Source organism: Leptospira noguchii serovar Panama str. CZ214 (assembly GCF_000306255.2).
Taxonomy (GTDB): Bacteria; Spirochaetota; Leptospiria; order Leptospirales; family Leptospiraceae; genus Leptospira; species Leptospira noguchii.
The window spans coordinates 205843-230616 of sequence record NZ_AKWY02000020.1 but is presented as its reverse complement, the minus strand read 5'-3'; the positions used below and the strand labels follow the sequence as shown (position 1 = coordinate 230616).

At 37.1% G+C, this 24774-nt stretch carries 21 protein-coding genes and 1 pseudogene; 7 read left to right on the top strand and 15 right to left on the bottom strand.

Features of this window, described 5'->3' with window-relative positions:
* Positions 1-71 precede the first annotated feature (71 nt).
* Genes hemN through LEP1GSC059_RS09730 form a run of 8 tightly spaced genes read right to left on the bottom strand, consistent with a single transcriptional unit; the run spans position 72 to position 8774 of the window.
* Positions 72-1421: an oxygen-independent coproporphyrinogen III oxidase gene (gene hemN / locus LEP1GSC059_RS09765; protein WP_017213414.1), complete on the bottom strand. Its 1350-nt coding sequence runs from the start codon at positions 1419-1421 to the stop codon at positions 72-74.
* Positions 1418-2440: a uroporphyrinogen decarboxylase gene (locus LEP1GSC059_RS09760; RefSeq protein ID WP_020980681.1), complete on the bottom strand. Its 1023-nt coding sequence runs from the start codon at positions 2438-2440 to the stop codon at positions 1418-1420. Before LEP1GSC059_RS09760 ends, hemN begins: the two co-directional genes overlap by 4 nt.
* Positions 2430-3122 carry a response regulator transcription factor gene (locus LEP1GSC059_RS09755; protein WP_002179894.1) on the bottom strand — a complete coding sequence of 231 codons (693 nt, stop codon included), beginning with the start codon at positions 3120-3122 and terminating at the stop codon, positions 2430-2432. The genes LEP1GSC059_RS09760 and LEP1GSC059_RS09755 overlap by 11 nt, the downstream gene beginning before the upstream one ends.
* A complete protein-coding gene (locus LEP1GSC059_RS09750) occupies positions 3119-4042 on the bottom strand; it encodes a sensor histidine kinase (RefSeq protein WP_020980725.1) in 924 nt (307 codons plus the stop codon). Before LEP1GSC059_RS09750 ends, LEP1GSC059_RS09755 begins: the two co-directional genes overlap by 4 nt.
* On the bottom strand, positions 4042-5373 hold the full coding sequence (gene hemL, locus LEP1GSC059_RS09745) for a glutamate-1-semialdehyde 2,1-aminomutase (protein WP_017213415.1): 1332 nt from the start codon (positions 5371-5373) through the stop codon (positions 4042-4044). The genes LEP1GSC059_RS09750 and hemL overlap by 1 nt, the downstream gene beginning before the upstream one ends.
* Entirely contained in the window at positions 5370-6323 is a 954-nt protein-coding gene (gene hemB / locus LEP1GSC059_RS09740) for a porphobilinogen synthase (protein ID WP_017213416.1), read from the bottom strand. The genes hemL and hemB overlap by 4 nt, the downstream gene beginning before the upstream one ends.
* Positions 6292-7920 (bottom strand): type 2 periplasmic-binding domain-containing protein, encoded by a 1629-nt coding sequence (locus tag LEP1GSC059_RS09735; protein ID WP_020980660.1) that lies wholly within the window; start codon positions 7918-7920, stop codon positions 6292-6294. The genes hemB and LEP1GSC059_RS09735 overlap by 32 nt, the downstream gene beginning before the upstream one ends.
* Entirely contained in the window at positions 7905-8774 is an 870-nt protein-coding gene (locus LEP1GSC059_RS09730; RefSeq protein ID WP_002179831.1) for a Rossmann-fold NAD(P)-binding domain-containing protein, read from the bottom strand. Before LEP1GSC059_RS09730 ends, LEP1GSC059_RS09735 begins: the two co-directional genes overlap by 16 nt.
* Positions 8775-8882: 108 nt before the next feature.
* On the opposite strand from LEP1GSC059_RS09730, the gene LEP1GSC059_RS09725 reads away from it, so the two are divergent.
* On the top strand, positions 8883-9101 hold the full coding sequence (locus tag LEP1GSC059_RS09725) for a hypothetical protein (protein WP_036057411.1): 219 nt from the start codon (positions 8883-8885) through the stop codon (positions 9099-9101).
* On the opposite strand, the gene LEP1GSC059_RS09720 is transcribed toward LEP1GSC059_RS09725, so the two are convergent.
* Positions 9072-9932, bottom strand: a complete 861-nt coding sequence (locus tag LEP1GSC059_RS09720; protein WP_017213418.1) for a Cof-type HAD-IIB family hydrolase — start codon at positions 9930-9932, stop codon at positions 9072-9074. The two genes, LEP1GSC059_RS09725 and LEP1GSC059_RS09720, sit on opposite strands and share 30 nt — an antisense overlap.
* Positions 9933-10372: 440 nt before the next feature.
* Positions 10373-10903 carry a DUF1564 domain-containing protein gene (locus tag LEP1GSC059_RS09715; protein ID WP_017213419.1) on the bottom strand — a complete coding sequence of 177 codons (531 nt, stop codon included), beginning with the start codon at positions 10901-10903 and terminating at the stop codon, positions 10373-10375.
* Positions 10904-11943: 1040 nt separating this feature from the next.
* On the opposite strand from LEP1GSC059_RS09715, the gene LEP1GSC059_RS09710 reads away from it, so the two are divergent.
* Complete coding sequence (locus tag LEP1GSC059_RS09710) at positions 11944-12768, top strand: 1,4-dihydroxy-6-naphtoate synthase (protein WP_020980690.1); 825 nt, start codon at positions 11944-11946, stop codon at positions 12766-12768.
* A 309-nt stretch (positions 12769-13077) separates the two neighbouring features.
* Here LEP1GSC059_RS09710 and metF read toward each other — a convergent pair whose 3' ends face one another.
* From metF to LEP1GSC059_RS09685, 5 genes are all read right to left on the bottom strand, one after another.
* A complete protein-coding gene (gene metF, locus LEP1GSC059_RS09705) occupies positions 13078-13959 on the bottom strand; it encodes a methylenetetrahydrofolate reductase [NAD(P)H] (protein ID WP_017213420.1) in 882 nt (293 codons plus the stop codon).
* 10 nt (positions 13960-13969) lie between these two features.
* Positions 13970-16483, bottom strand: coding sequence for a discoidin domain-containing protein (locus LEP1GSC059_RS09700; protein ID WP_020980731.1), 2514 nt, complete (start codon positions 16481-16483; stop codon positions 13970-13972).
* Between the two features lie 23 nt (positions 16484-16506).
* Positions 16507-17397, bottom strand: coding sequence for a helix-turn-helix domain-containing protein (locus tag LEP1GSC059_RS09695; protein WP_020980699.1), 891 nt, complete (start codon positions 17395-17397; stop codon positions 16507-16509).
* A gap of 487 nt (positions 17398-17884) precedes the next feature.
* Entirely contained in the window at positions 17885-18730 is an 846-nt protein-coding gene (locus LEP1GSC059_RS09690) for a ParB/RepB/Spo0J family partition protein (protein ID WP_017213423.1), read from the bottom strand.
* Positions 18714-19466, bottom strand: coding sequence for a ParA family protein (locus LEP1GSC059_RS09685; RefSeq protein ID WP_002179679.1), 753 nt, complete (start codon positions 19464-19466; stop codon positions 18714-18716). The genes LEP1GSC059_RS09690 and LEP1GSC059_RS09685 overlap by 17 nt, the downstream gene beginning before the upstream one ends.
* A gap of 245 nt (positions 19467-19711) precedes the next feature.
* On the opposite strand from LEP1GSC059_RS09685, the gene LEP1GSC059_RS09680 reads away from it, so the two are divergent.
* The 5 genes and pseudogenes from LEP1GSC059_RS09680 to LEP1GSC059_RS23645 all read left to right on the top strand — a co-directional run bounded on the left by LEP1GSC059_RS09680 (position 19712) and on the right by LEP1GSC059_RS23645 (position 24389).
* A complete protein-coding gene (locus LEP1GSC059_RS09680) occupies positions 19712-21082 on the top strand; it encodes a helix-turn-helix domain-containing protein (protein ID WP_020980712.1) in 1371 nt (456 codons plus the stop codon).
* A 1-nt stretch (position 21083) separates the two neighbouring features.
* Complete coding sequence (locus LEP1GSC059_RS09675; protein WP_002179898.1) at positions 21084-22094, top strand: hypothetical protein; 1011 nt, start codon at positions 21084-21086, stop codon at positions 22092-22094.
* Between the two features lie 82 nt (positions 22095-22176).
* Positions 22177-23103: a hypothetical protein gene (locus tag LEP1GSC059_RS09665; RefSeq protein ID WP_061231616.1), complete on the top strand. Its 927-nt coding sequence runs from the start codon at positions 22177-22179 to the stop codon at positions 23101-23103.
* Positions 23104-23151: 48 nt separating this feature from the next.
* A complete protein-coding gene (locus tag LEP1GSC059_RS09660; protein WP_002179690.1) occupies positions 23152-23523 on the top strand; it encodes a phosphatidylinositol phospholipase in 372 nt (123 codons plus the stop codon).
* Positions 23524-24174: 651 nt separating this feature from the next.
* Positions 24175-24389: pseudogene (locus tag LEP1GSC059_RS23645) on the top strand (hypothetical protein).
* Positions 24390-24774 lie beyond the last annotated feature (385 nt).

The following is a 24774-nucleotide window of genomic DNA, read 5'->3' as shown; positions in this document are numbered from 1 at the left end:
GTGGTAAGAAGTTTTAAGATTGTAACTTCTTACCTATAATCTATTGGACAACTTTTTGACCCAAGATCGAATTAAATCGAACTTGAAAAAACTCTCAATTCAGGACTTTTTCTACGCAACCTCAAATCCAAACTTGTACAAACATTCCTAAGAAAAGGTCTACCTTTTTCGGTCAAAGAGAGAAGATTTCCTTCCCATCTAACTAAAGTATCGTCTTCCATAGAGGCTAAATACAGCCTCACTTCTCCCAAAATTTCCTCCGGTACTATAACCTTTCCATTGGTCGATAATTGCAAAATCAAAGATCTTTGTATCAAATCTTCCTCATTCAACTTATGTCCCCGAAGTGTGGCGAATCTTTCGGCGTGGATACGCTTTTGATATTTTTTGACAATTTTTTCGTTTTGATGAAAACAATCCCAACTATCCGAAATTGCCGAAACTCCGAGACCCAAAAGCATATCTGTTGTTTTGGAAGTGTATCCCATAAAGTTTCGATGCAGGTTTCCGTTTTTTACCGCTTGAAAAAGTGAATCCGATTCCAATGCAAAATGATCCATTCCGATCTCGATATAACCCGCTTTTAAAAACATTTCTCTGGAAACTTCGTATAACTCTCGTTTTGCGGAACCAGAAGGTAAGTCTACTTCTGTAAACAATCTTTGAGACGCCTTGAGCCAAGGAACATGTGCATAGCTGTAGAACGCAATTCTATCCGGACGTAACTCTAAAGTTTTTTTTACGGTGCGTTTCATGTTTTGCAGATTTTGTTTTGGAAGTCCGTAAATTAAATCAAAGTTTACAGAAGTATACCCTAGTTTTCTAGAAAGTTCGGTGATTCTTTCCGTCATCTCAAAAGGTTGTGTCCGATTGACCAATCTCTGCACTTCTGGATCAAAATCCTGAACTCCTAAACTGATTCTACTAAATCCGAAATCGCGTAATATTTTTAGTTGTGTATCTCTGGTTCTACGTGGGTCTACTTCAAGAGAAAACTCGTATTTAGAAGGTAGATTCATTTTTTTTAATATTGAATCCAAAAGAATTTCCAAATTTCTCTCAGATAAGTATGTAGGAGTTCCTCCTCCTAGGTGCAATTCTTTTAACTCTCTTTTTGCTATTTCTGGCACATCGTTTAGATAATTAGAAAATTCTAATAAAATAGTTTCTACATACGGATCTTCCACAGAGTGATTTTTTGTAATCGAAGTATTACATCCGCAAAAAGAACATAGGGTTTCACAAAACGGTATGTGTAAATATAAAGAAAGCGACGTATGTTCAAAACGAAGACGTTTTCTTACTTTTTCTAACCATTCTTCTGTAGTAGGATTTTCGGACCAATACGGCACGGTAGGATAACTCGTATACCTAGGCGCAGGGATATCGTATTTTGCAATTAAATCTTTCACGACAGTCATCGAAACGTATCTCTCACAATTTCCACGAATGTTTTCACGTTGTATTCCGGCGTTTTTGGCATTACTCCGTGCCCTAAACCACAAACCCAACCAATCCTTTCTGCAGGGGAAAGTTTTCTAAAAGGTTCCAAATAATTCATTAGAGTTTTCTTAAATTCTTTTTTTTCTAAAAACAATAAGGACTGATCAAAATTCCCTTGAATCATCCTTTTTTCTGACTTAAAAATTTCTCTTAAATCCCATCTATGATCAAATCCAAAACCTGTAAGTGTGGCAATTTCCCGAATCATCTCGAAGTGTATCGTCGAAGTTCCTCTTCCATAATATCCGACCTTTCCAGGAAAAAAATCGGCCAAGGTTTTTATTCCCGGAACTACGATCTCTTTAAAAAGTTCTGGCGAAAGATCCCCTCCCGCGGTATCAAAGATTAAAATTAAATCAGCCCCTCCTTCTAATTGGATAGAAATGTTCTCTTTTAAAAATTGGATTATCTTTTTTAAAAATTCTTTTCTTACTTCCGTCAAGGTTTTAGGAAGAAATAAATTGCCTTCGTGTTTTCCACAAACTGCATACGTAAATAAAGTCCAAGGACCACCCACAAACCCAATCAGTGATTTTTCTTTTGGTAATCTTTCCCGAGTCAGTTGTAGCGCTGTCTTCTGAAACTGCATAAGAAAAATTGAATCTTCTACTGGCTTTAATTTGTTCAAATCTTCTTTAGAACGAATTTCTAAATCCAACACTGGTCCCGAGTCCGTATAATGAAGTCCCATTCCCAAAGCTTCTAAAGGAAAAAGTATATCCGAAAAAAGAATCGCAACGTCAAAATCAAATTCGTTTACGGGACCATAGGCGACCTCTGCGGCCAAATCTGGATTTTTACATAGTTCTTCAAAAGAATATTTTGCTCTGAGAGTTTGGTAGTGCTTATGATAACGACCTGCTTGTCTCATCATCCATACCGGAGGAATTTTTTGCGCGATTCCATTTAAAGCATTTGTATATTTCTCATTTGGCATTTTTGATTTCTCCGGTCCATTGATAACCGACTCCTCTCACGGAACGGATCACTTTTTCTCCTTCTTCTCCGAAAGCCTGCCTAAGTCTTACGATCGAGTTATCTATCGTTCTATTGGTGGGAAAACTTTCTTCTCCCCAGAGTTTATCTAAGATTTCCGCGCGGCTGACCGTTCGATCCCTTTCGCTTACTAAAAAATGGAGTAGGGCGCAATCTCTTTTAGAAAGAGGGAATTCTTCGTTTCCTCTTTTAATCTGAAATCCTTGAAAGTCTAACATGAAATCCTTATATATAAATCTGGTCTCTTCCACGGAATGTTTATGAGATTCTAATACGTGTTTGACTCTTAAAAGTAATTCTTTGAGATGAAACGGTTTTGGTATAAATTCTTCGGCGCCTAACTCAAATCCCCTGAGTCTTTCTGGAGCACCTGCCTGTGCAGTTAAAAATAAAAATGGAGGACAATCTTTATTTTCTTTTAACTCTTCCGCAAGAGTAAAACCATCTCCATCCGGCAGACGTACATCTAAAAGAATTAGATGAGGCTTTTCGTCCTTGACCAACTTTTTCGCCGAAACCGCCGAAACCGTCCAAAGAACCTCATATCCTTCCTTTTGTAAACGTTCTTGTAGAGTCTCCCCAAGAGAACGATCGTCTTCGACTAACAAAAGTTTGGCTCTCATCTGACAGACTCCTCCGTAAGGATCAAATCCACCCTAAATCCGGAAGTTTGTGGCACGATCCGCATAGAACCTTTCATTTTCTTCATTAATCTTTTTATAATATACAGACCAATTCCAGTCCCACTTGTACTTCCGTGTTTTTGAAATGGAATTCCCAAACTTTTATACTTTCCGTCAAAACCAGCCCCGTTATCCGTAATTGTTATTAAAATCTGATTTTGTTTTTGTTTTTGTTTTTCGGAAATTACATTTAAAACGTTCGCCTTTCCGTGTTTTAAGGAATTTTCTGCGAGATTTTTAAAAATGCTTTCTAGTGCCTTTCTATCTGCAGAAACAAATACGTCCTCCAGATTAGAAAGATCAATTTTTAATTCCGGAAAATCCTCTCCTACAGAAAGAAACACAGAACGTACATTCGTTTTTTCTATATAAAGAATTTCTGATCTTGTCAAACTCGCAAGATACATCGCACGATTCATTTGGGATTCAATTCTTACAGAGTCCTTAAGTAATCTATAAATGAGTTTGCTTTCGTGATGATTTGGCAACTCTTCCTGTAGACTTTCCGCTTGAAGTCTCAGACTAGCCAAAGGAGTTTTCATTTCGTGTGTTACGGTAGAAAAAAAATCGTGAATCATTTTGTTTCTACGAATGTCTCGGTAGGATAACCAAATCAGAGTTACACCCCCTAACAAAAGCATAGAAAGAAAAAAAGTTCCTTCCATCTTGATCATTCTACTCTGTCTTTCCAAAATCAAAAGACTTTCTGAAGAGGAAGAAGTATCTAATTTCGCACTGAGACCAGCTACTGTATTTGTAAGCTTAAGCCCGAGAAGAAACCACCATATTCCCAAAGAAACGGTAATCAAAAGCCAGATGATCGCAAAAAAAATTCTAGAATTTTTCCAAAAAGAAACCATCAGAAAGTTTTAAGTGCCTTATCCGCTATTTCTAAAGTTTTTGTGATAACGTCATCATTATGCGCCCAGGATAAAAATCCTACTTCGTAACCGGAAGGAGCAAGATAAATTCCATTCTTTAGAAAAGTATGAAATACTTTTGCAAATCCTTCCTTATGTCCTTCCGGGATCAGGTCGATCCTACGTACGGGTTGTTGCGTTTTTTTTCGAAACCAAAACAAAGAAGAATGAACAACTGCCTCCCATTCTTGATTTGATTTATTGTTTAGAAGTTTGATCATTTCGTTTGCAAAAACCTTAGTCCTACCATCTAACACTGAATAAATGGAATCTCTTTGCGCTTTTTTTAAAGTAGCAAGCCCGGCTCTCATTCCAAATGGGTTTGCGCTCAGAGTACCCGCTTGGTATACTGGACCGGAAGGAGCAACCAGATCCAAAAGATCCCTTCTGCCCGCGTAACAACCGACAGGGAACCCTCCACCTATAATTTTACCATACGTCACTAAATCGGGATAAATTCCAAGTAAACCGGACATCCCTTGAAAACCGGTTCTAAATCCGGAAATCACCTCGTCAAATATGACTAACGTTCCATATTTTTTAGCAATCTCTACAATTTTTAAAAGGAACTCCTTTCTTTGGACCAACAAACCATAGTTAGCCGGAAGCGGCTCTATAATCAAAGCGGCAATATTTTTTCCTTCGGTTTCAAAAATTTTTTCTACGGAAACCTCATCGTCCAAAGGCAACACAAGGGTGTTCGCGATTGACGTTGCAGAAATTCCGGCGCTATCGGAAGAGGGCTCACCTGCAAGTCCAGAACCAGCTTTTACGAGAAGGGCGTCCAAATGGCCGTGATAACATCCATCGAATTTTAAAATTTTTTCCCTTCCAGTAGCGGCTCGTGCAACACGAAGTGCGCTCATCACAGCTTCAGTTCCCGAATTTACAAAACGAACCTTCTCAGCCCAAGGAACTTGGCTTGAAATCAATTCCGCCAATTCGAGAGAGTAGGGTTCCGCGGCCCCAAAACTCCAGGCAATTTCGGCAGTTTCAAGAACTACTTCTTCTACTTCTGGATCTCTATGACCCAAGATCAAAGGACCAAAACTCAAACAGTAATCAATGTATTCTTTACCAGATATGTCGGTTAACGTTGCTCCTTTTGCAGAAACAAAAAATACGGGAGTGCCTCCCACGGAACGAAAAGAGCGGACTGGAGAATGAACTCCCCCAGGGGAAACTTTTTTTGCTCTTTCAAAAAGTTCTTCGGAAGATTTTCCTTTCCAAAAATTGGAAATCAGTTTAGAGGTTGGGTTGTCTTGACTCAAGATAAAATCTCCTTACCTCTTCTGGCGGCATACGTAATTAAATAAGAAGCTCCTGCTCTAGAAAAAATCTGCCAGGTTTCGGATAACGCAGAATCAAAGTCGCAAAAACCGTTTTGTGAAAGATAATGGATCGAAGCGTATTCTCCGCTGACCTGGTAAACTCCCGTGGGAAGCCCTGTTTTTTCACGGATTGGAGCAATCAGATCAATGGAAGTAATTCCAGGTTTAACCATTAAAAAGTCTGCGCCTTCTTCTTTGTCACGTATGGAAGAAAGAATAGCGTCCTCTCGATTTCTGACGTCTATTTGGTACGAAGAACGATCCCCGTGCGTCGGAGCCGAATCCGCAGCCGCACGGAACGGTCCGTAAAAATTACTTTTAAATTTAGTAGAATAACTTAAAATTGGAATATTCGAAAATCTGTTTGTATCCAAGATTGAACGATGACTTTTAATTCTTCCGTCCATCATATCACTCGGAGCAATTCCGTCCGCGCCAGACTGTGCATAAATCAAAGCGATATTTGAAAGATGTTTTACGGAAGCGGGATTATCTATTTTTCCATTCGGCTGCAAAAGCCCGCAATGACCGTGAGTGGTAAGAGAACACATACAAGTATCTATCCACAAAAAAGCTTCCGGGAAATTTTTCTTTAAAGAAGAAATAGAACGTTCATAAAAAGATTTAGGAATTTCGGAATCGGATTTAAGTTCCGGAATTAGAAAAAGTATAAAATGAGTTACACCCGCTTTGAGATCCAATTCCACCTGTTTCAAAACGGAAGACTCCGTATCTCTAAAAACTCCAGGAAGAGAGTCCATTTTTTCTTTTTCTTTTGAACCCTCTACGATAAAAATAGGCTGTATTAGTTTTTTTGAATTTAAACTTTCCGAAGACGCAAGATTTCTAAGCCCAGCGTTAAGTCGAATTCTTCTCTGTTTGGTTTCCACTTTTTTTTCCTTTGAATTCTTTCAGCCCTAGACTTGCAAGCCAGGACTCATAACGTATAAAGATAGATAAATTTGCAGATTCTCCCAGAACTTTTCGGATATGAGAGTAGGTGATCCCAGGGCCACAAGCATGAAACCCGTTACAGATTTGAGGAAAAATGGAAAGCGCTTTATCGAATTGAGACGCACTCATCCAAAAAAAATGAGTCTTTTTAGAAAGATCGGGATGATCTTCCATCGCCTGGGTTTGATACGTAAGAACTCGCCCCAAGTCGGAAGCGATTTCAGTGGATCCTATATGAGTACATTTTACAAAATCCAAAGACTTTCCAAAAATGGAATGTTTTGGAAGTTCTTCTTCCCCAAGGGCATCCAAAGAACCATGAACCCAAATATCTCTTTGAGCGAGTTGGAACCAGGTTTTTAAACCGGAAGTCCAAATAAGACCTTTATGTTCTAAGTTAGAATCTAAACTAGGAAAGGCATTGCCCCTGGTTACGAGCCAGTCTTTTAAAACCAACTCTTCGGGAAAGATTGTCTTGTCTTTTTGACCGTCTTTGCAAAACGTCAATCCATTAGAAGAATCTAATGGAATTCTTTTTTGTTTGATCGCTTCTCCAGGAACAGGGTACACCTTAGATACAGAATCTGCAGGCAAAGCAAAAACTTCAGAAAACTGCTCTTCAATTTCTAAAACTTCGCCGGAATCGGAAAGTCCTCTTTGGTATAAAATTTTTCCATAGTGTTTTTGAAGAATAGAAACTCCTATCTTTTGATGACAACCACCGCCAAAACGTTTTAAAATTTTTTTCTCTTCTTCCACAGCCGAAACAACTTCCGATTTACTCAAAGTTCGAATTATACCTAAAACCCAATCATCTTCAGTTCGCACTTCCGCGGCAATTGCACCCTGTCCCGGAGCTGTTGGGTTTAAAGAAAGAGGAAAAATTTGATAGACCGATTCATCCATAGAATCTTTTAAAAACTTTCGTATTTCTTGATATTCTAATTCTCTCGAATTTAAAAAATCTTCCGACAAAAGACGATCCAAAGCAGCCTTGGCAAGTACAAGACCATCCGAGTCCGATTCTTTCCATTTACGAATTCTAGTTTGGATGTTACCTCGAATAGGCAAAAATACAAGGGAAGAATTTGTATAACGAGAAGGCAAAGAAGAGCTTAAGAATTTTTTTAAGTTATATTCTCTTCTTGGAGAAGAAGTATGTATTTTTAATACCGAAGGAGAATATTTTGAAAGGGAAGATTTTTTCCAAAGAAGAACGTCTCTTTGATCCGCACGATCTAAAACTCCGACAACCGTAGTATCCGGACGACCCTCTAAATCCAAGTCCTTCCAAGAATGAATGACTAAATCCACTTTTTTTTCTACAAGATCAGAAGTAAGATCTTGCGTAAAAACTCCTTTTGTTCCCATTTTCCAAAGAGGAGTTTGTAAATCCTGATCTCCGGACGCTTCTCTGAAAAAAAGTTCCACTTGAATTTCTGGAAAATTTTTCTTTAAGGCTTCTAGTACAAGATACGTTTGAAGTTTCGCAAGTGAACTTTTACGGGAACCAATCTTTAAAACACGGGACAAGTCAGTTCTTCCCAACCGAAAATAAATTGCTGAGCTTCTAACTCTCTTTCTTTTACAAGTTTGTCTAAAAATGGCTGGAGCATTTTCCGAATCTGCAAAGTTTTTTCTTCGGTTTCACGAATAGAATCCAACATTTCCGCAAACGATATATACGAGATTGTATCAGACCAATCTTTCTCCAAAGGAATTTCCCTAAAATCTACCACAACCGTACCACTGGTGATCAAATTCATACAGTCGCTCAGATCTATGGGAGCAGCGATCACGATCGCCCCGCCGACAGGACTCCATTCGCTTAATAATTTTATAGACACGTCAAATTGTTTAGAAAGTTCTAATATACGTTTTTGATTACGACCGACAAGAATTACATCCCTATGTTTTAACCAAGGAAGAATTTTTTCTGCGAGTTGTCCCGTTCCTAAAACAGAAACAAAATCTTGATCCTTAAGATATTTATTTGCAAGCCCGCCGTAAGATTGTTCTCCTATATTTTGTAGATAACGGGAACGAATACTTCTTGAATCTTGAATGAGAGAATCTCTAAGTTTTGCTAGATATTCACCAAAAGCAGAGGAGGGGAGAATTTTAAACTTGTTTCTAAATTGAGCGAGAACTTCCGTTTCACCTAAAAGTTTGGAATGAAGACCGGAAATGACTTCGAGAACAAAACGGTATCCGTGATAACCGGAATATTTTTCTAAAGTAACCGGAAAATCGGAAGGTTCACGATGAATTCTACTATCTGTAATCCAAATCGTACGCATACAAGTAGACCAAGAATAAGAACCTGGAATTTCTAAATTTTCTCGATCTTTTTGAACCGAATGATAAACTCTCAGAGTGGACCACATACCAATAAAAGAACTATACCAGTTTTTAAGCGCTGATTGTCAAAGAAGTGTCATTCTTATAAAAAAGTTTCTATTGACTTTATTGAGACTGATTTTCAATTTGAGCTTATGCACCTAAGTTTGCAAATTCAGGATTGGATCGTATATGGAATCGTTAGTCTAACGGCAATTCGACTTTTTTTTCCATTATTATCCGTTATCCAAGAACTGGTCGGCAAACCGACTAACTTAAAAGAAGAAGACTTTGGTTGTTATAACGGAGTATGTAAAAGTTGCGACGCAGCACCGTCTTCTACTTCAAAAAAGAACAACCCGATTTTCCACTAAAGCCAGAGCGACTCCATCTTCTTCATTACTGTATCGCGTAACGTTCCTCGCGGACTTTTTGATTTCAGGAATTGCATTTTTCATCGCAAAACCAACACCAGAATGAAGGATCATTTCAAGATCATTTCTTTCATCTCCGAAAGAAATAACACCTTTTCCGTCCAAACCTTTTAAGGAAAGAAATCTAGAAATACCGGACCACTTAGATACAGAGACATTGATGATTTCCACACAATAAGAAACCCCAGGAATTTTAGTGAGAATACATCTAAATTCACAGGACTCCGTTAAAGAATGAATTTTACGAATGAGGGAATCTAAATCTTCTTTATGAAGAGAAAGAAAACAGATGACTAAAATTTTTTCAAGATCTGTAGAAAGAAAATCTCCGACCGCCTTGGTTCTAGAATGATCTCCACCGGAATAATTATGATATACTTTGCCGGTAATCGGAATTTCGGTAAGCATGTCCACCCCTTCTTCGAATTGATCCACGTGTAAGATGGGAGGAGTATGAAACTCTTTTCCTATTTGAAGAATTTTTCGAACGGCTTCTAATCCCAAGTAGCTTTCGGAAATTCTTTCCGCACTCGGAGACTTACGTAAAATCTGGCCGTTGTTGGACACCACATGAACCTCTCCTTTGAATTCTTTTGCAAATCCAAAAGTGGAATAGAATCTTCTTCCGGTGGCGATCACCAAGTTTTTTCCTTGGTCGATCGCTTTTTGAAGAACCGAATACGTTAAAGGAGAAATTCTACTTTTAGAATTGAGAAGTGTTCCGTCCAAGTCGACTGCGATGGTATGAATTTGAGTAGGGTCAAAATACATGGATTTTTTCAATCCACCAAGATCTAAAAATTTAGAGAATAATTTTTCTAATTCAAAAATCCTCTAAACGTAATTTTTTACAATTAAAATGTCTCTTTTTTTATTGAACTTTAAAGGCTCATAAATCCAAAAAGGAATTCTGTGAATTCAACGAAAGAAAACAGGACTACACTTTCAGCTACAGTCAATCAATTGCATGAAAGAAATGTAATACGGCATTTGGTCTTAAATTACAATTTATAGAACGCGATCTGTCGAGCGCCAATAGAAGCGAGACGCTGAGCTTGAGGGAGCGCGGCTTAAGTTTAACACATCAATCCCTTTCGCGTCATGCCAAATTCACATTTAAATAGGTGTGTAATAAGAAATTTCTTTTGGTTCCTGGTCCGATCCTTTTTATAGAAGAATTAGAATTCTTTTATATTAAATCTGAGTGATTTTTATTCTTTTAGGTAGTATGGGTATTTATCTGTCATTGGGTTTGGTTCAAATTGTAATTCTCTTGAGATTAGATTTTGTCTCCTGTTGATCTTCCAAGTCATTTCGTAAGTCCAGTGAAAGCTAGGAACTCCCCGGTTCAAACTTTTCACAAAAAAATCCTTCTTTCCACCAAGGTCCTCCAGCCAAAGCATGTAATTAAAAAGATAACACCTCGAAACCCCATGAGCCGCCGCCAACACACCTAAAGTAGCCCAAACACCGGTATGAACCCGAATACTAAACTTCTTCATTTTACCAACGTCCCGATTGTATTTGATTTTACCCGCCCGGTTATGAAGACGTTTCATAGAAGCGATCTGCTTAGAATATTTTCTCAATAAAAAAGGAAGTTTACCCCGAAGCGCTTTTCTTTCTTGAAGATTCAAACGATTCCAATAAACATCTGGAACTAAAAGAGAATCTGTACCAACAGAATCTTCTACCAAAGCAGATTCAATTTTTTGACCGTCGTCCAATAAAAGAATGTCCATACCAGAAAACAGTTCTGCGAACTTTCCAAACGGAACGGTTTATGAAGAAATTTTAACGTAACGGTGTAAGAAAATTTTGTCGAATAAAAAACTCAATGTTGTTCCTTATCATAACCAACCCCACAAGTATTTGGATCTCAATATTACTACTCGGACGTATGAAGATAGTACCAAGTTATTAACGACCGAATTTGCAAAAAAATAGCAGTATTTAAAAAATGCTGCAAATTCGCGATTTACGGCATTTTAGAGCAAGACCAAAACATTCAAATTTTTGAAACAATCAACCCAAGTATTCTATTTATGTGTCCGAGTAGTAAATCTGTGGAAATTACGACAAATCCTCTGTAAAACTTTCGCTTAGAACGCGATCCATAGTAAGCGTTGTGTTGAGTTTCCAACGCGATCTGTCGAACGAGAGTGTGGCTTGAGTTCCCTATGCTTCAATCGCTTTCGCATCGGGGTTCTATAGAACTTACGCGAAACAGCGGTTTGTGATAAAGATCGTGGTACTATAAATGTTACTTTGAAGTTTTTACGAAAATTAAAATCTTCTGTGAAAAAGTTAGATATGGGCACTACCACATTTTACAAAAAGTTTATTTGTAAAATAATTGTAGGAACTCATAATAAATCCAGACCTTATTCTGCGGCAATACTCCAAACTTTGAAATTACTACTCAGATGTATAAAAAGAATATTATGACGAACTTGTTTCAAAAGTTAAAATGTCGAATCATTTCAAAAAAGACGCTCATTTTGAATCAGACGCAGTTTTTAGGGAATTTGTATTTTTGTAAAATCACTCTTCATTTTTTGATACCGTTTTCTGCGCTTAAACAAGTAAATTAAGAAAAATGAATGTTACAAAAACGCAAACCGATTATTTGTAGTCATTCCAACTTTTGAAAATTTTTTCTATCAAAAACACAAGCGGTTTTTACAGCTATTCTTTCTAGGAAGTACTACAAATTTAGGAAAAATAAGATTGCAAGAAGAGACTTTCTTTTTAAGACAAAAAGTTAAAACCTAGTAAAAATATGGAATTCAGTTTAGCCTATTCCCCTTGTCCAAACGATACATTTTTATTTTACCACCTAACAAAAGGTAGAGCGACGGAACAATTTCAAGTTCGCGAAGAACTTCACGATGTAGAACAATTAAACCGAGCCGCACTCCAAGGAAAATACCAAGTAACAAAACTTTCTTTCGCGGCGTATTTTTCAGTTATGGATCGATATTCTATATTAGATTCGGGTTCCGCACTGGGCAGAAATTGCGGGCCTATACTCGTTTATAAAAAAGAAAAAAAACCGGGAAACCCCAAAGGGAAAAAAATTCTCATTCCAGGAGAATTGACGACCGCAAATCTTCTTCTAAAACTTTTTCTAAACAATGATTTCCATCCAATCCCGGTTCGTTACGACAAAATTATTCCACTTCTTTTGTCAGGCGAATCAGATTTAGGAGTTTTAATTCATGAAGAAAGATTCACCTATGAAAGACAAGGTTTAACCAAATTACAAGACTTAGGCGAGTGGTGGGAAGAAACCACAGGCAAACCTATTCCGTTAGGCGCCATTGCATTCCAAAGAGAGATAGAAAACAAATGGAAAGAAAATTTCGACTCCGCTTTAAAGTTAAGCCTGGACCTTGCTTATAAAAATCGAGAAGCCACTTATGAATACATACTCAAACATTCTCAGGATACTACACGAGAAGTTGTAGACTCGCACATCGATCTTTATGTGAACCAATTCACTCGTTCCCTTGGAAGTGAAGGTAAAGACGCAATTCTCACATTGTATCAAAAAGGCGTAAACGCAGGTTTTTTACCACCTGGAAAAGAAAAAGAACTCTTTTAAATCAAACAAAAAACTATCACTTTTAAAAGTGGTTTATATTTTTCATCTATTGTCGAAAACTATATAATAAGTTATCTAGAACTCATACTTTTTCTAATTGTTTACAACAAACACGCATTAAGCGAAAAGAATCGAAACTCATACAGCCACAACGATCGGTTATGTTATATTTGAACAACCTTGATTGTTCTTAAATACCTGATAGGAGTTGACTCTTGTTAGTATCTAATCTTACTTTCAAAACGAAAGTTCATATCAAAATTTATAATATTCGATTACACACCATAAGGACAGCCAGACACAAAACTTTTAAACAGATTCACCTTTGAGTTCTCTTACAATGTCGTAACTAGCGTGCGATTGATTGAGAGTATAAAGATGGATTCCAGGAACTCCCATCGCCAACAACTCCTTACATTGTTTTACAGAAAAGTTTAAACTCCTTCTGTAAAATTCCTCAGGGCGATGTTCTACTTCTTGCAAATCTTGGATGAGAGAAGAGGGGAACTCACAACCGGCCATAGAACGAAATCTATCTATCTGAGAAAAAGAAGTGATCGGCATAATTCCCGGAATAACAGGAACTTGAATTCCGACCTTTCTGACTAAATTCAAAAAGTTTTCAAAAATAGAATTCACAAAAAAAAGCTGAGATACTAAAAAATCAGTTCCTGCATCTACTTTTAGTTTTAAATTCTTCACGTCTTCTTCTAAAGTTTTTGCGTTCGGATGTTTTTCAGGATAACAACCTCCGCCGATACAAAAATCTAACTTTTCAGAGCGAATAAAAGAAATGAGTTCCGTCGCGTTCCCAAAACCATTTTCTACTTTTTTAAATTCTCCTTCTCCCTTCGGTGGATCTCCTCGCAATGCCATCAGATTTACAATCCCAGACGATCGGATTCCTTTCAAAGTCTCAAGAATCTGATCTTTATTAGCACCTACACAAGTGAAATGAGAAACCGTAGGGATAGAATAATTCTTAGAAATCTGAGATAAAATTTGTACGGTTTTGTCTCTTGTAGAACCTCCCGCTCCATAAGTAACCGTAACGAAATCCGGATCGAGTAGAGACAATTCCTTCATGGTCTCCATCAATTTCAAATCTCCTTCTGGAGTTTTTGGAGGAAAGAATTCAAAAGAATACACCGGCCCTTTTGCGGAACCGTAAATTTCAGATACCTTTTTCATAAACTCCCGATTATTGAAAACAAAGAAGGATTTGGATTTGTCCTCGGCCACTACGAAGAGAAGTCAGAGCTTTTCCGAAAAGTGAACCTGGACGCAAAGATTCCGCCGAAATTCGGACAGCGTGCCCACCGGTCAAACCGGTCACCAATAAATTCCCTGGTTGAATCGGATAGGAAGATGCGTCCGCATTTACGGTCGTAACTCCTGAAACCGCAACTAACCAATGAGGTTCATTAGAAGCAGGCCCACCACCAAACAGAAGCGCTGCCGATTTCACGGCGACTCCGATCGTATGCGTTGCGTTAGCCGATTTCGCTTTTTGCAACCTACCGTCTTCTCCCATCACCAAAATATCTCCCTCGGAAATTACATCCGATGGATTTACAGGAAAAAATCTCGCAATACAATCCGCACTTTTTCCTGTCGAAATACGAACAGTACCAAAAAACTCCGATTCTCCTTCCGCAAGAAAAGCCTTTCCAGATCCGGTTTCTCCCAAAGAAGGAATTCCTTTTCCTGTCGCTAAAAGAGCAACTCCTGATCTGGAATGAAAAATTCCACCAAACCCGTGTTTGGCGAGGCCAATCATACCTGCAGAATCTTTATCTGCCGAAGAAGAATCTCCTCGAACCCCAAATTTTTCTCCATAACCAATCAGTCCTGTGTTTCGTGCAACACCTACAACTCCGGCTCCTTTTTCACTTTCATTTTTTCCGTAAATTGGAGAATGATTTTCCGGAGGAGGAGAAATATTTGTATAAGCCGCCTCAGTATTTCCTTTTACTTTCAGCAAACCTGTATGAGAACTAAAGTCATGGCCAATAGGTGCATAATCGTGAGTGTGCGGTTTAGGTTCTCTTTTATCAGATAATCTAGGATCATCTGCAGAAACTACTTTTCCGGGCACTGAATTACCAAGGGTTGCAAATTCTACAATTCCAGGATAAGAAGTAGTGGCACTTCGAAGTCGTTTATCATTTCCTTGAACCACAACTCCTTCTTTCGATTCACCCGATTGTGCCAATTGAACAATCCCGTATGCTTCGGTTGTGGCGATTTTTAGTCGTTTATCATTTCCTTGAACCGCAGCCTCTGAGGATTCTTCTCCATTTTTTGCAAAACGTACAATACCGGGAAATTCCGTACTGGCCTTTCTTAACCTAGGGTCATCCGCAGTAATCACCTTTCCCGGCTCAGCTGCACCTGATTCCGAAAGAATTACCAATCCATATTTTTTCGACGTGGCAATTTTCAACCGATCGTCGTTTCCTTGAACTACAACGCCTTCTTTTGTTTCTCCATTCTCCGCCAATTCTACAATCCCAAGACTGGACACAGTAGCTGTTCGCAAACGGTCATCATTTCCCTGCACAACTCGTTCCGCCCGATTTTCGCCATTGGACGCCAGCCGAACCAAACCATAAGCCATCTCAGTAGCGTGTTTCAGCCGTTTATCATTTCCTTGAACTACAAGCCCTTCTTTTTCTTCTCCATCTCCGGCAAGTTCTACAATTCCTTTATATTCAGTAGAAGCGTCTCTAAGTCTTCGATCGTTTGATTGAACCGCGGCCCCTTCCGAATTTTCTCCATCCACAGCAAGACGCACCAATCCGGATCTTAGAACCGTGGCGTAGGGTAGAGGCTCTGCGGTGGGCTTATTTGTTAAATCACTGAGATGTGGAGTTGCATATAATTCCAATTCTACAATTTTAGTTTGGTAAAATTCCTGATTTTTTTTCTCTTTTTGTCGAGCGACTAACTTCAAATAACGTACGTTAGTCGGCAAAAACCTCCATTGATACCAGACTCCTGGCTCAGACAGAAATTGGCTTTCTTCCAACAATTGATTCCAAGAAAGATCGTCTTCGCTATAATAAACCGTAAAACTTTCTGGGAAAAAAGTTGGATCCAGTTTTGGAGTAAAAAGACGTAATTCGTTTACTCGACTAATAGATCCCAGGTCGATTAGAAAAAATTCTTCTCCTGGTTTTGAAACTTCTTTAGAAGACCAACCATAGTCAGGTCTTTGGTCTATTAAATTTTCTTTTACCCAAAATCGATCCTGCTCTGAACTGACTTGGATTTTAACGATTCCTGAAATCCCAACTTCCAACTGGCCAAGAGAAATTTTATATTTCCCTAAATTGTCTTTTTCCGAAACCTGACTGATTAATTTCAGGTATTTAGCTTGAACGAGTGAAAAATTCCATTGCCCCGTTTTTTGATTCAAACGTTTGAATCCAGTCTCTTGTAAAATTGGTTCCCAAACAATTCCATCCATAGAAATTTCAAATCGAAACGTATCTGGGAAAAAAGCGATTTCTTGAGAATTCGAATGAAGACGAATTTGATTTAGACTAGATATACTTTCAAAATGAAGCGTTAACGAAGAAATTCCCGGTGAATTTTTGACTTCGGAATAACGTAGTAATTTTCCATCTTTTAGGTCGTAGGTTCCTGCAGATTTGATTTCACGGATTTTGATCAAACCGGGGTGGCTGATTCGAATTGATTCAGAATTCATTCAAGATTTTCCTGGTTTTCTTTTTAGTGTTTTGTGGAAGTAATTCGATTTTCTTCGTTTTTCGCGGAAAATATAACCAATATCGGAGGATGGATTTCCTCTGTGAAGTACTTTGCTATAATCATCCGCAAGGATTCGGTTACTGGATCTAAGATGCAAAGTGTTCTTCCATCTGGTTCTACTCTTATTTTTTCTAGTGTTTCTATACTGGATTTAGTCAATCGATCTTTTGACCAACGTAAAAATCCGTTCCAAGTCGTCTCCTTTTCCTCGTATGTTCCTTGATTTTGATTAAATTCTGGCATAGAATTGTCTTTTGTTTTTGTTAGGTTTTTACATATTCCCTGCACATACCTTAAGTTTGTCTCCATTCCACGTCCTTTGGCTATAGAAAATGCTTCTGTTAAAGTCACTGATCCGTATTCTTTCTCTAATTCATCTAAACTTACTTGTTTCTTTCTTTTTTCTGGTTCTTGGTGCTGGTTATTAGTGATTGTTATGTTTATATGGTTTGGGGCTACTTCCCCGAACCCCTGAGAGCCATTTTCTCCCACCCCCTGGGTTTCTTTTCTCCCACCCCCTGGGTTTCCAAAATTATACCCCTGGGGTGGTATTTTGGATCCCGCATAGTTAAAGCAGAAATAATACCGTGAACTTGTATGCCCCGTTCCTGGAGTAACTTGAAGTAACCCCGCCTGAATCAGATCTCTCTTTCCTTGTATGATTGACTTTTTTGTTTTAAAGCCGGTTAATTTTAGTAGCACTTCTGTACTCGGCCAAACTGGTTTAAAATGCTGATCACTAAATTTAAGCAGCACTAAATAGAGTGTTTTGGCTGCCGAAGATAAGTTGGCCCAGACCCCAGATTCTATTATATCTGCAAAAAATTTTATATATGGATAATGCTCACCCATTTGTTTTCGGAATCCTTCCTCATAAGAAAGTACATTAATTTTAAGCAAAAATCCCGAAGATAGTTGACATTATCTGACATAATGATAGTTATGTCTCATCCAACAACATTCCTTCGGGAGAATCCGGCCCCTGGTTCAGGCCAGGGGAATTTTTTTATCCGGATTTTATTAACGTGGGTCCGATTTTAGCCGAATTTTGAATTTCTCGGTTTTAGTAGGTAGGTCTATCAGTGAACTAATTGAATACCTTTGTTTGTGATTTTCACATTCGTTTTTTATCGAACTCACGCTAAATAATATTTTCAAGCCTCTTGATCGGAGAGGCGGTACTATATTTCCGTTTACTATATTATGTCACATTAAACATTTCAAGAGTGGGTTTGTCAACCCATTGGTTTATTTTTCCCTTATTTTTAATTTTTTCTTTTACTAAGTACTTGTATGTACTTTTAATGTCGTTTAATCATTTTGTTAAGCGACATCAAGGCTATACAGCCCCGAATTTTTTACGGATTTCTTTTTTTATCAATTTTAAAATTTCACCTAACAGTGCTTCGTCGTGGGAGGTGATTTGAATGAGGCCTTGTTTTTTGGTAATTTTGTATTCTGTTAATTTTGGATTTGATGTCTTAGGGTTTGTGTTGGTTGTAATTTTAGGGGTGAATAAATTTTCTTCTTCCCGATTAAAAGATTTTGCGTCCTTTACTGTTTTTAGTGCGCCTGTTTGAAACAAATTTAGGAATTCGGAAAAAGTCCCTTTTCGAGATGCCGCAACCGCTTGGATCAGTAAATTTTTACTTTCAATTCCCGCTTCTTTACAAGACCTAAGTTCGTCTTTGTTTAAGTTAGAAATTCCGAGAAGTTCCGTCATGTAACTTCTACTTTTTCCAAAAAGAGTTCCTAATTCTTGATCTGTGTATTTGAAACTTGTCTTTAAATGCGACATGGCTTCTATTTCTTCATAGGGCGATAAATTTTCTCTTTGGAGGTTTTCTATTATGGCAAGTCGGAATGTTTCTTTTTCGTCTCGGTCTAAAATTTTACATTCTACTTCTGCCCAGCCTAATTGTTTTGCTGCGTGATATCTTCTTTCTCCGGCTACAATTTTGTAGTTTTCGTCTTCCGGATTTTGTTTTGTTACGATAATTGGTTGTAAAAGCCCATCTTTTTCCAGACTTCTTGCAAGGTCGTCTACGCCTTTTTTTCGGTCTTGTCTAGGTTGGTTTTCCGACGGAAGTATTTTATCAAGTCGAATTTTTCGAACGGTCCCTTCAAGTTTTTCTGCTTGAAAGACATCCGCGAGGGAGCCGAGTCGTTTACTTTTTGAGCTCATTTAAAAACTCCTCTATAAATCCTTCATATTCTTGGGCCTGTTTGCTCACTTTGTTGTATTCGAATACTGATTTTTTAGCTAAGTGAGATTCTCCGACTGCTACTCCATCTGAAATGCTCGTTTCAAAAATTCGGAAATATTTTGTCAAAACGGGAACGATTGTTTTTGTCAATAGAGTCTGGGGTTTGAGTTGTGTAACTAAAGCGCCTAAAATTTCTAAATTTGGGTTAATTCTTTTTTTTATGCTAGTGATCGTTTGTTGAAGCCCTACGATTCCATCGACCGAAAATTTTTCGGCTTGGAGTGGGATCAATACATAATTGGAGCCAACCAGTGCGTTGATCGTAAAGATAGATAAACTGGGCGGACAGTCTATAATACAAAAATCAATTCCTTCTAATCCTTGTAGTGAGTCTCTTAAAATATAAGGTGCGTCTACTGAGCTTCCGGAAAGTGTTTCTACTTCGGCAAGATTCATTTTAGAGGGTGCTAAAAAGAGATCGGGTTGTCTCGTCTTTATCATAATTTCTTTGATTGTCATTCTTGAATTAAAAACTCCGTGCATAGATTTCTCTAAACTTTCCGGATTGGTAAAAATGCCTGTTGAATTTGCCTGGGGATCTATGTCGACGAGCAGGGTTTTTTTTCCTCTTCTTGCCAGTCCCATGGATAAATTGAGAGAAGTTGTAGTTTTGCCTTCTCCGCCTTTTTGATTTGCTATAGATACAACTATCATGAATTCTACCTTATGTTCTATTGTCGGATATCCGACATTGAATCCTTATCTTGTCGGATTTGATTTGTATAAATTTTGTTTTAAGAATTAAATAAACCGTTTTGTTTTTGATCTTTATTTCCAAATGGGAACATGCTTTTTTTATATTCAATCATTTATCTAAAATTGATATTTTTTCCTTTAATTTATTGTTATTTATTCAAAGTGTCGGACGTCCGACATGGCTTCTGTACTTAGTTGACAGGATGCTTAATTTTAAACATCTTTCTTTTGTGCACCCGTCTTTATTCAATCTGTTCTTTTCCGATTTTTCTTCCTCTAAGAGTAAAAAGGAAGATTTTTCAAATGTTTTGGATGATTGGATTCGTATTTCCAACGGAGTCTGCGGGGTTCTTACTCTGAGTTTTGATAGGGGTAGATCTTTAGAAGAAATTGCCAGCGTTGGTTATGGTGAAGACGGCTTTTTCTATTCTTTTTTATCCAGGTCTACTGGAAATTTGGATAGGCTTAATTCAAATTCTGATTTTTTTCCATTTTGGTTTTCTTCTACCGAACATAACCTTTTTCATCCAAATTCTGTTGGTTGTTTGGTCGGCGCTATTCGTGGAGATTCTTTTTTAGAAGGTTTTTTTCTAGTCGAATTTTTAGAAAAACCTTCCGACGCAATTATTACACTTTGGGCCTTACTTTCAAAGATAATTTCTGATAGTCCTCGATCAAATGTTTCTATTTTGCGCGCTCATTCTTCGTCTTCGGTTTCTACCGATTTTAAAAAAGAAAGTGTTGGAGAATTTTTAGCGGAGGCGTGTGGGATTTTACCTTTGCCAGATTGGCTCAAAAGTAAAAATTCTTGGGTTAGAATTTCGGGCCCTTCCGGTTCTGGAAAAAAAACTTTAGGTAAATGGTTGCATCGAAATCTAAGTCCGGAAAAAGGAATTTTGGTTATTGGGTTTTTACCAGAACAAATTTCTAAATTGGAAAAGTCTTTAGACGAATGGATTCGTATGACTGATTCCGGTTCAATTTTAATCGAAGGTACTGAAAAATTTTCTTCGATTCATCAAAAGTTTTTTTTCAAACTTCTTTCTGAAGAATCTGTTGATTATAAGTTGATTTTTACGGAAACTCAGGGAGTTGAATCTTTTGAAATTTTTAAACCGTTTCGGGAATTTTTACTGCAAAGAACGATTTTTATTCCTAGTTTGAACTCGTTCCATTCTCCTCAAATAAATTCTTTAGTTCAATTGATTTTAGAAGAACTAAAAGAGTCTATGGGCCGCGAAGATCTTCGATTGTCGGAAAAAAATTTACAAAAGATTCTTAATATGAATTTTGATAAAAATCTTTCTAGCTTGCGTAATCTTTTAGAAGAATCTATTTTGAGTTCTTCCGGTTCGGAAATTGAAATTTTAGACCGAAAAGAAATTCGGGATCGAGTTTTGACGATTCCGGATTCTGAGGATCTTGATCTCCGTACGGCGGTGGAAGCTGTCGAAAGACAGAAAATTCTTCTGGCTCAAAAATTATTTGGTGGAAATCAGATTCGAATGGCTCGTGCCCTTGGTATTTCTAGGGGATCTTTGCAGTATAAACTTAAACAATTGGAGATTGATTAAAGTGGATCTTGATTCTCTCTATGAAGAACGAAAAACTCCCGGTGGATTTTTAGTCAAAGTTCGTCTGGCAAAAATGACCTATGTCGTTTTTACTCAAAAAGGACCAGAGATTCCTCGTGGTTCCAAGAATAATTCGATTGTAGTTTCGGTTCCGAGAATTGCTTTTTTGGGATCTCAATTCAATCTTTCTCATTTTCGTTTGGGCGAGTTGAGTTTTGTAAATGTCAAACAGAGTAAACTTGTGATTCCATATCAACATTCTAATTCCGGAAACGAAGTTCGAACGATTTTTTTGAACAGTGGAAGCGACTGTGATGTTCTTCCGGTTGTAGTATATCATTTTCAAAATAGTGAAGGTTTGATTCGATCTAGAGATGAGGGCATAGAAATGCATCATCTTGTTTTAGATGAATCGTATCCGCGTCAAGATTTGATCGCATTGAAAATTCGATTTCCGTCTTTGAACATGTTGATCGTTCGGAAAAAAGTAGTTTCTCATAAAGCTCCTGAAGTTACCACCGAAACAGATAAAGGAAAAGAATCTGGAGTCGTGGATTTTAACAAAGTCCGAGCTGCAGATATTATGGATTCTGGAAATTTAAATATTCATTCTGGGAATCCTGTTTTTTTAGCTCGAATCCATTTAAGAAGAATGGATCTCGAAAAAGTAAAACAGCTACTTTTGGATTTTCAATTAAAACCGGAAGAGGTTTCTTTCATTCGAACTTTTTTTGCAGTTATGATTCGAAACGAATTTGAAAAAGACGAGTTAAAACAAGTAAAACAAAAGCTTCTTAATTTGGACGAAGGATTTCGTCTTGCTGAGTTGATTCTTGAAATGAAAATTCACGAATTTGAAGTCGAGCTTGAAAAAAACTTTGGACCTGAAATTGCAAGTATGTGTTACGCGCTTCTTGAAAAAGAACAAGACCGTGCACAGGAAGAAGAAAAGGGGATTATTCTCTGGGAATGGAAACTACGAGTAAAACGTCTTTTTCGCAAAAGTGCTTGAAGTATTTTTTAAAAAAACTTTCAAAAAACACTAAAAAAAGCTTCCTTTTTCTTGAAAAACAGGCAAATTATAGAAAATTACCATGTTTTTTAGAACAAAAACATTCTTCTTGGCACATTTCTTGCTCTCATTTTTAGGGCTTGGTTTGCTCCATACTTTGTATGCTTCTGAAAATGATATTTTAGAAATTTCGGATGTTCTCACCACTCATCAGACGGAAGTGAACCGTGTTTTATTGACTTCTGTTTCTGATTCACTTTCACTTTTAGATCAAGAAGATTTCCTTACTTTGAATTTAGATACGGTTGTTGTAACTTTATCAGATTCAACTCGCAAAAAAGTTTCTTCTTTGGATTCAGAAGACCAAGAGTTTCCGATCTTGTCTGGAGAAAATCAGTTACGCGGTTTTAATTTTGATATTCCTTTTTTCTTTTCCTCCGGGAGTTCACAAAATTTTATTTATCCGATAACAATTTTAGCAAAGAATTCAGTTTCGATTTTAGAAAAAGCGGATATTTTTATCATTTTAGATGCGCGTCAGTTTTTTGAACCAAAAAACTGTGCGGTAGTATTTTTACTTCAGAAAAATCCATTTAATTTGAAGCTATTTGGAAATCTTTTATATTTCATTGTGTTAGAGAAAGATACAACGAAAAGCTGGTTTCATATTGTAGAAGACCAAGGGTTTTTCACTCATATTGCAAAAGTGGAAAGGTTGCAGTTTTTGACGAAGTTTAAGGAAAAACTTGTTGTAGATTGGAAGCAGAAGAATGAGTCATCTGCGTTTTGGCAGGCCTGCTGGTGCAGGGTTTATAATTTCATCGATCGATTGCCTTGGAAATTAAGAAGTGATTTTGAGGTTGTGTTGGCAAAAGGATTCAGATCGAAGAGCCTTACTATTAAAATTGAAATTCCTTTGAGTGTATCTACTAACGACGAATTTACTCGTTTTCAAAGTCTGTTTTTCCAATTTGATAATTTCTTCTATCAGAATCTTGTTGTCGGATAAAATTCTAAATTTGTTTGTTTTTCAAGCCGCAGTTGAAAATCTTTGTTTATGGCTTCCAAAGTGAAACGATCTTCTTTTCAAAAATTGTTAAATGCGATGAAAAAGATGTCTCTTGAAGTAAATGATTATGAGATTTGCAGACGTTTAGAAACGATTATGATGACCAGTAAAGAAGATCTAAGCCAAGTAGTTGTAAAATCTCTTTTGGATAATCCGTTAGACTTTGATCCAAAGACGTTACCCGAGCCCTACGGACAGTATATTCGACATTTTGTATATATGGTTAAAAGAAATAAAAAACAAGGTATCGATACAAATTTTGATTCACCGGTAAATAATTCTAAATCTTCTGAAAAACAAATACAGACATCAACAACTGATTTATTAAAAACACCTTCTAAAAAAGCCTTAAAACATTAAAAAGTCCCTGTGCTGACCACAGGACAAAAAATAAAAATTTAAATGTCGAATAATCGTCACTGTGTGTCGAAAAACTTGTCATAAAAGAGGACCTTCTATAAAAAGAGGCAGCTAATGGGCAAATAAATAAATGCCTAAAAATAAGCACATAGTGTAAACGACATAAAGAATAGTGCTATATGTGAAAAAGACATAACAATTGGTACCTTTAAAAGATATATTTTTGAAAAATTAATAATTTAATAGAGGAGTATAAAATCTTTTAGTCCGTTTTTTGGTATTTTTGCGAATAGCTCAAGTAAGCAAGAAGAAGAGAAATGGGTGTGCCACCTAAATAAATGACCAAAAATGAGCAAATGAATAGAAAATAGTAGGGACAGTTCTAAAATTTTTCGATAATTCGGAATTTTAAGCAAATAAAAGGCAAAGCTATAAGCGCCCTAATAATGAGAACTGTTAAAGCCCACTTATGGGCAGTTCTAAATAAAGCTTCGTATTCTGCATCTTGTCTAAAGCCCCGGTGCTACCAAGACCGTGAACATGTGAAACCATGCCAGCTTGTCATGAGTAATGAGAATTCATATGAATGTAAAAAGGGCAGAAAATAAGTTTACGAAACGTCTACATTTAGGAGAATAGAAGCCAAAAGCTATGGCTGAAGTAATTAAATTGCGGGTAAAATGTCACGCCTGTTCATATATGATAGAAGGCTCTGCTAAGTACGGAGCGGGACATTATGTCCCAGAAGGGTGAATTTTGAATTTGTAGCGATTGGAAAAATAGAAACTCCAAAAGGTCGAAGAGTAAAAGCCGAAATTTCAGCAATTTGCCCGAATTGCGGAGTTGCAAATAAATGGACTATATAGTGATTATTTAAAGGTCATATATTTGATTAAAAATAATCTACTTAAATTAAATAAAAATAAGCTTAATGATTAAAATAAAGCGATCCTGCTGCTTATGCTGCTCGAATTCTGAAGCGAATATTGATTTTGAAATGTAATTTAAGTTAGCTATGATCCGTTTTCTGAAAATTTAGACATGAAAATGCTATAGCTTGATTTCTAAATGCGGGGACTGCTCTGAAAAAGTACAATTTTGCAAACAAATTTTAAAATTGATAACGACGCATATTCTTTTAAATAATTTTTTAGCGATAGATTTGCACTATTTTAATAAATACAGAGTCTCTAAAAAATTCAAATTACCGTTTTTGCGGCCGTCATAAATTTTGTACACAAAATCTCTAAT

What these genes read in the sequence shown, in the direction of transcription:
- LEP1GSC059_RS09750 (WP_020980725.1), bottom strand. Translation starts at nt 4,042, where the DNA reads ATGGTTTCTTTTTGGAAAAATTCTAGAATTTTTTTTGCGATCATCTGG.
- LEP1GSC059_RS09730 (WP_002179831.1), bottom strand. Translation starts at nt 8,774, where the DNA reads ATGTGGTCCACTCTGAGAGTTTATCATTCGGTTCAAAAAGATCGAGAA.
- LEP1GSC059_RS09680 (WP_020980712.1), top strand. Translation starts at nt 19,712, where the DNA reads ATGCTTAATTTTAAACATCTTTCTTTTGTGCACCCGTCTTTATTCAAT.
- LEP1GSC059_RS09690 (WP_017213423.1), bottom strand. Translation starts at nt 18,730, where the DNA reads ATGAGCTCAAAAAGTAAACGACTCGGCTCCCTCGCGGATGTCTTTCAA.
- LEP1GSC059_RS09710 (WP_020980690.1), top strand. Translation starts at nt 11,944, where the DNA reads ATGGAATTCAGTTTAGCCTATTCCCCTTGTCCAAACGATACATTTTTA.
- LEP1GSC059_RS09720 (WP_017213418.1), bottom strand. Translation starts at nt 9,932, where the DNA reads ATGTATTTTGACCCTACTCAAATTCATACCATCGCAGTCGACTTGGAC.
- metF (WP_017213420.1), bottom strand. Translation starts at nt 13,959, where the DNA reads ATGAAAAAGGTATCTGAAATTTACGGTTCCGCAAAAGGGCCGGTGTAT.
- LEP1GSC059_RS09660 (WP_002179690.1), top strand. Translation starts at nt 23,152, where the DNA reads ATGGCTTCCAAAGTGAAACGATCTTCTTTTCAAAAATTGTTAAATGCG.
- LEP1GSC059_RS09685 (WP_002179679.1), bottom strand. Translation starts at nt 19,466, where the DNA reads ATGATAGTTGTATCTATAGCAAATCAAAAAGGCGGAGAAGGCAAAACT.
- LEP1GSC059_RS09700 (WP_020980731.1), bottom strand. Translation starts at nt 16,483, where the DNA reads ATGAATTCTGAATCAATTCGAATCAGCCACCCCGGTTTGATCAAAATC.
- hemN (WP_017213414.1), bottom strand. Translation starts at nt 1,421, where the DNA reads ATGACTGTCGTGAAAGATTTAATTGCAAAATACGATATCCCTGCGCCT.
- LEP1GSC059_RS09695 (WP_020980699.1), bottom strand. Translation starts at nt 17,397, where the DNA reads ATGGGTGAGCATTATCCATATATAAAATTTTTTGCAGATATAATAGAA.
- LEP1GSC059_RS09760 (WP_020980681.1), bottom strand. Translation starts at nt 2,440, where the DNA reads ATGCCAAATGAGAAATATACAAATGCTTTAAATGGAATCGCGCAAAAA.
- LEP1GSC059_RS09715 (WP_017213419.1), bottom strand. Translation starts at nt 10,903, where the DNA reads ATGGACATTCTTTTATTGGACGACGGTCAAAAAATTGAATCTGCTTTG.
- LEP1GSC059_RS09665 (WP_061231616.1), top strand. Translation starts at nt 22,177, where the DNA reads ATGTTTTTTAGAACAAAAACATTCTTCTTGGCACATTTCTTGCTCTCA.
- LEP1GSC059_RS09725 (WP_036057411.1), top strand. Translation starts at nt 8,883, where the DNA reads ATGCACCTAAGTTTGCAAATTCAGGATTGGATCGTATATGGAATCGTT.
- LEP1GSC059_RS09755 (WP_002179894.1), bottom strand. Translation starts at nt 3,122, where the DNA reads ATGAGAGCCAAACTTTTGTTAGTCGAAGACGATCGTTCTCTTGGGGAG.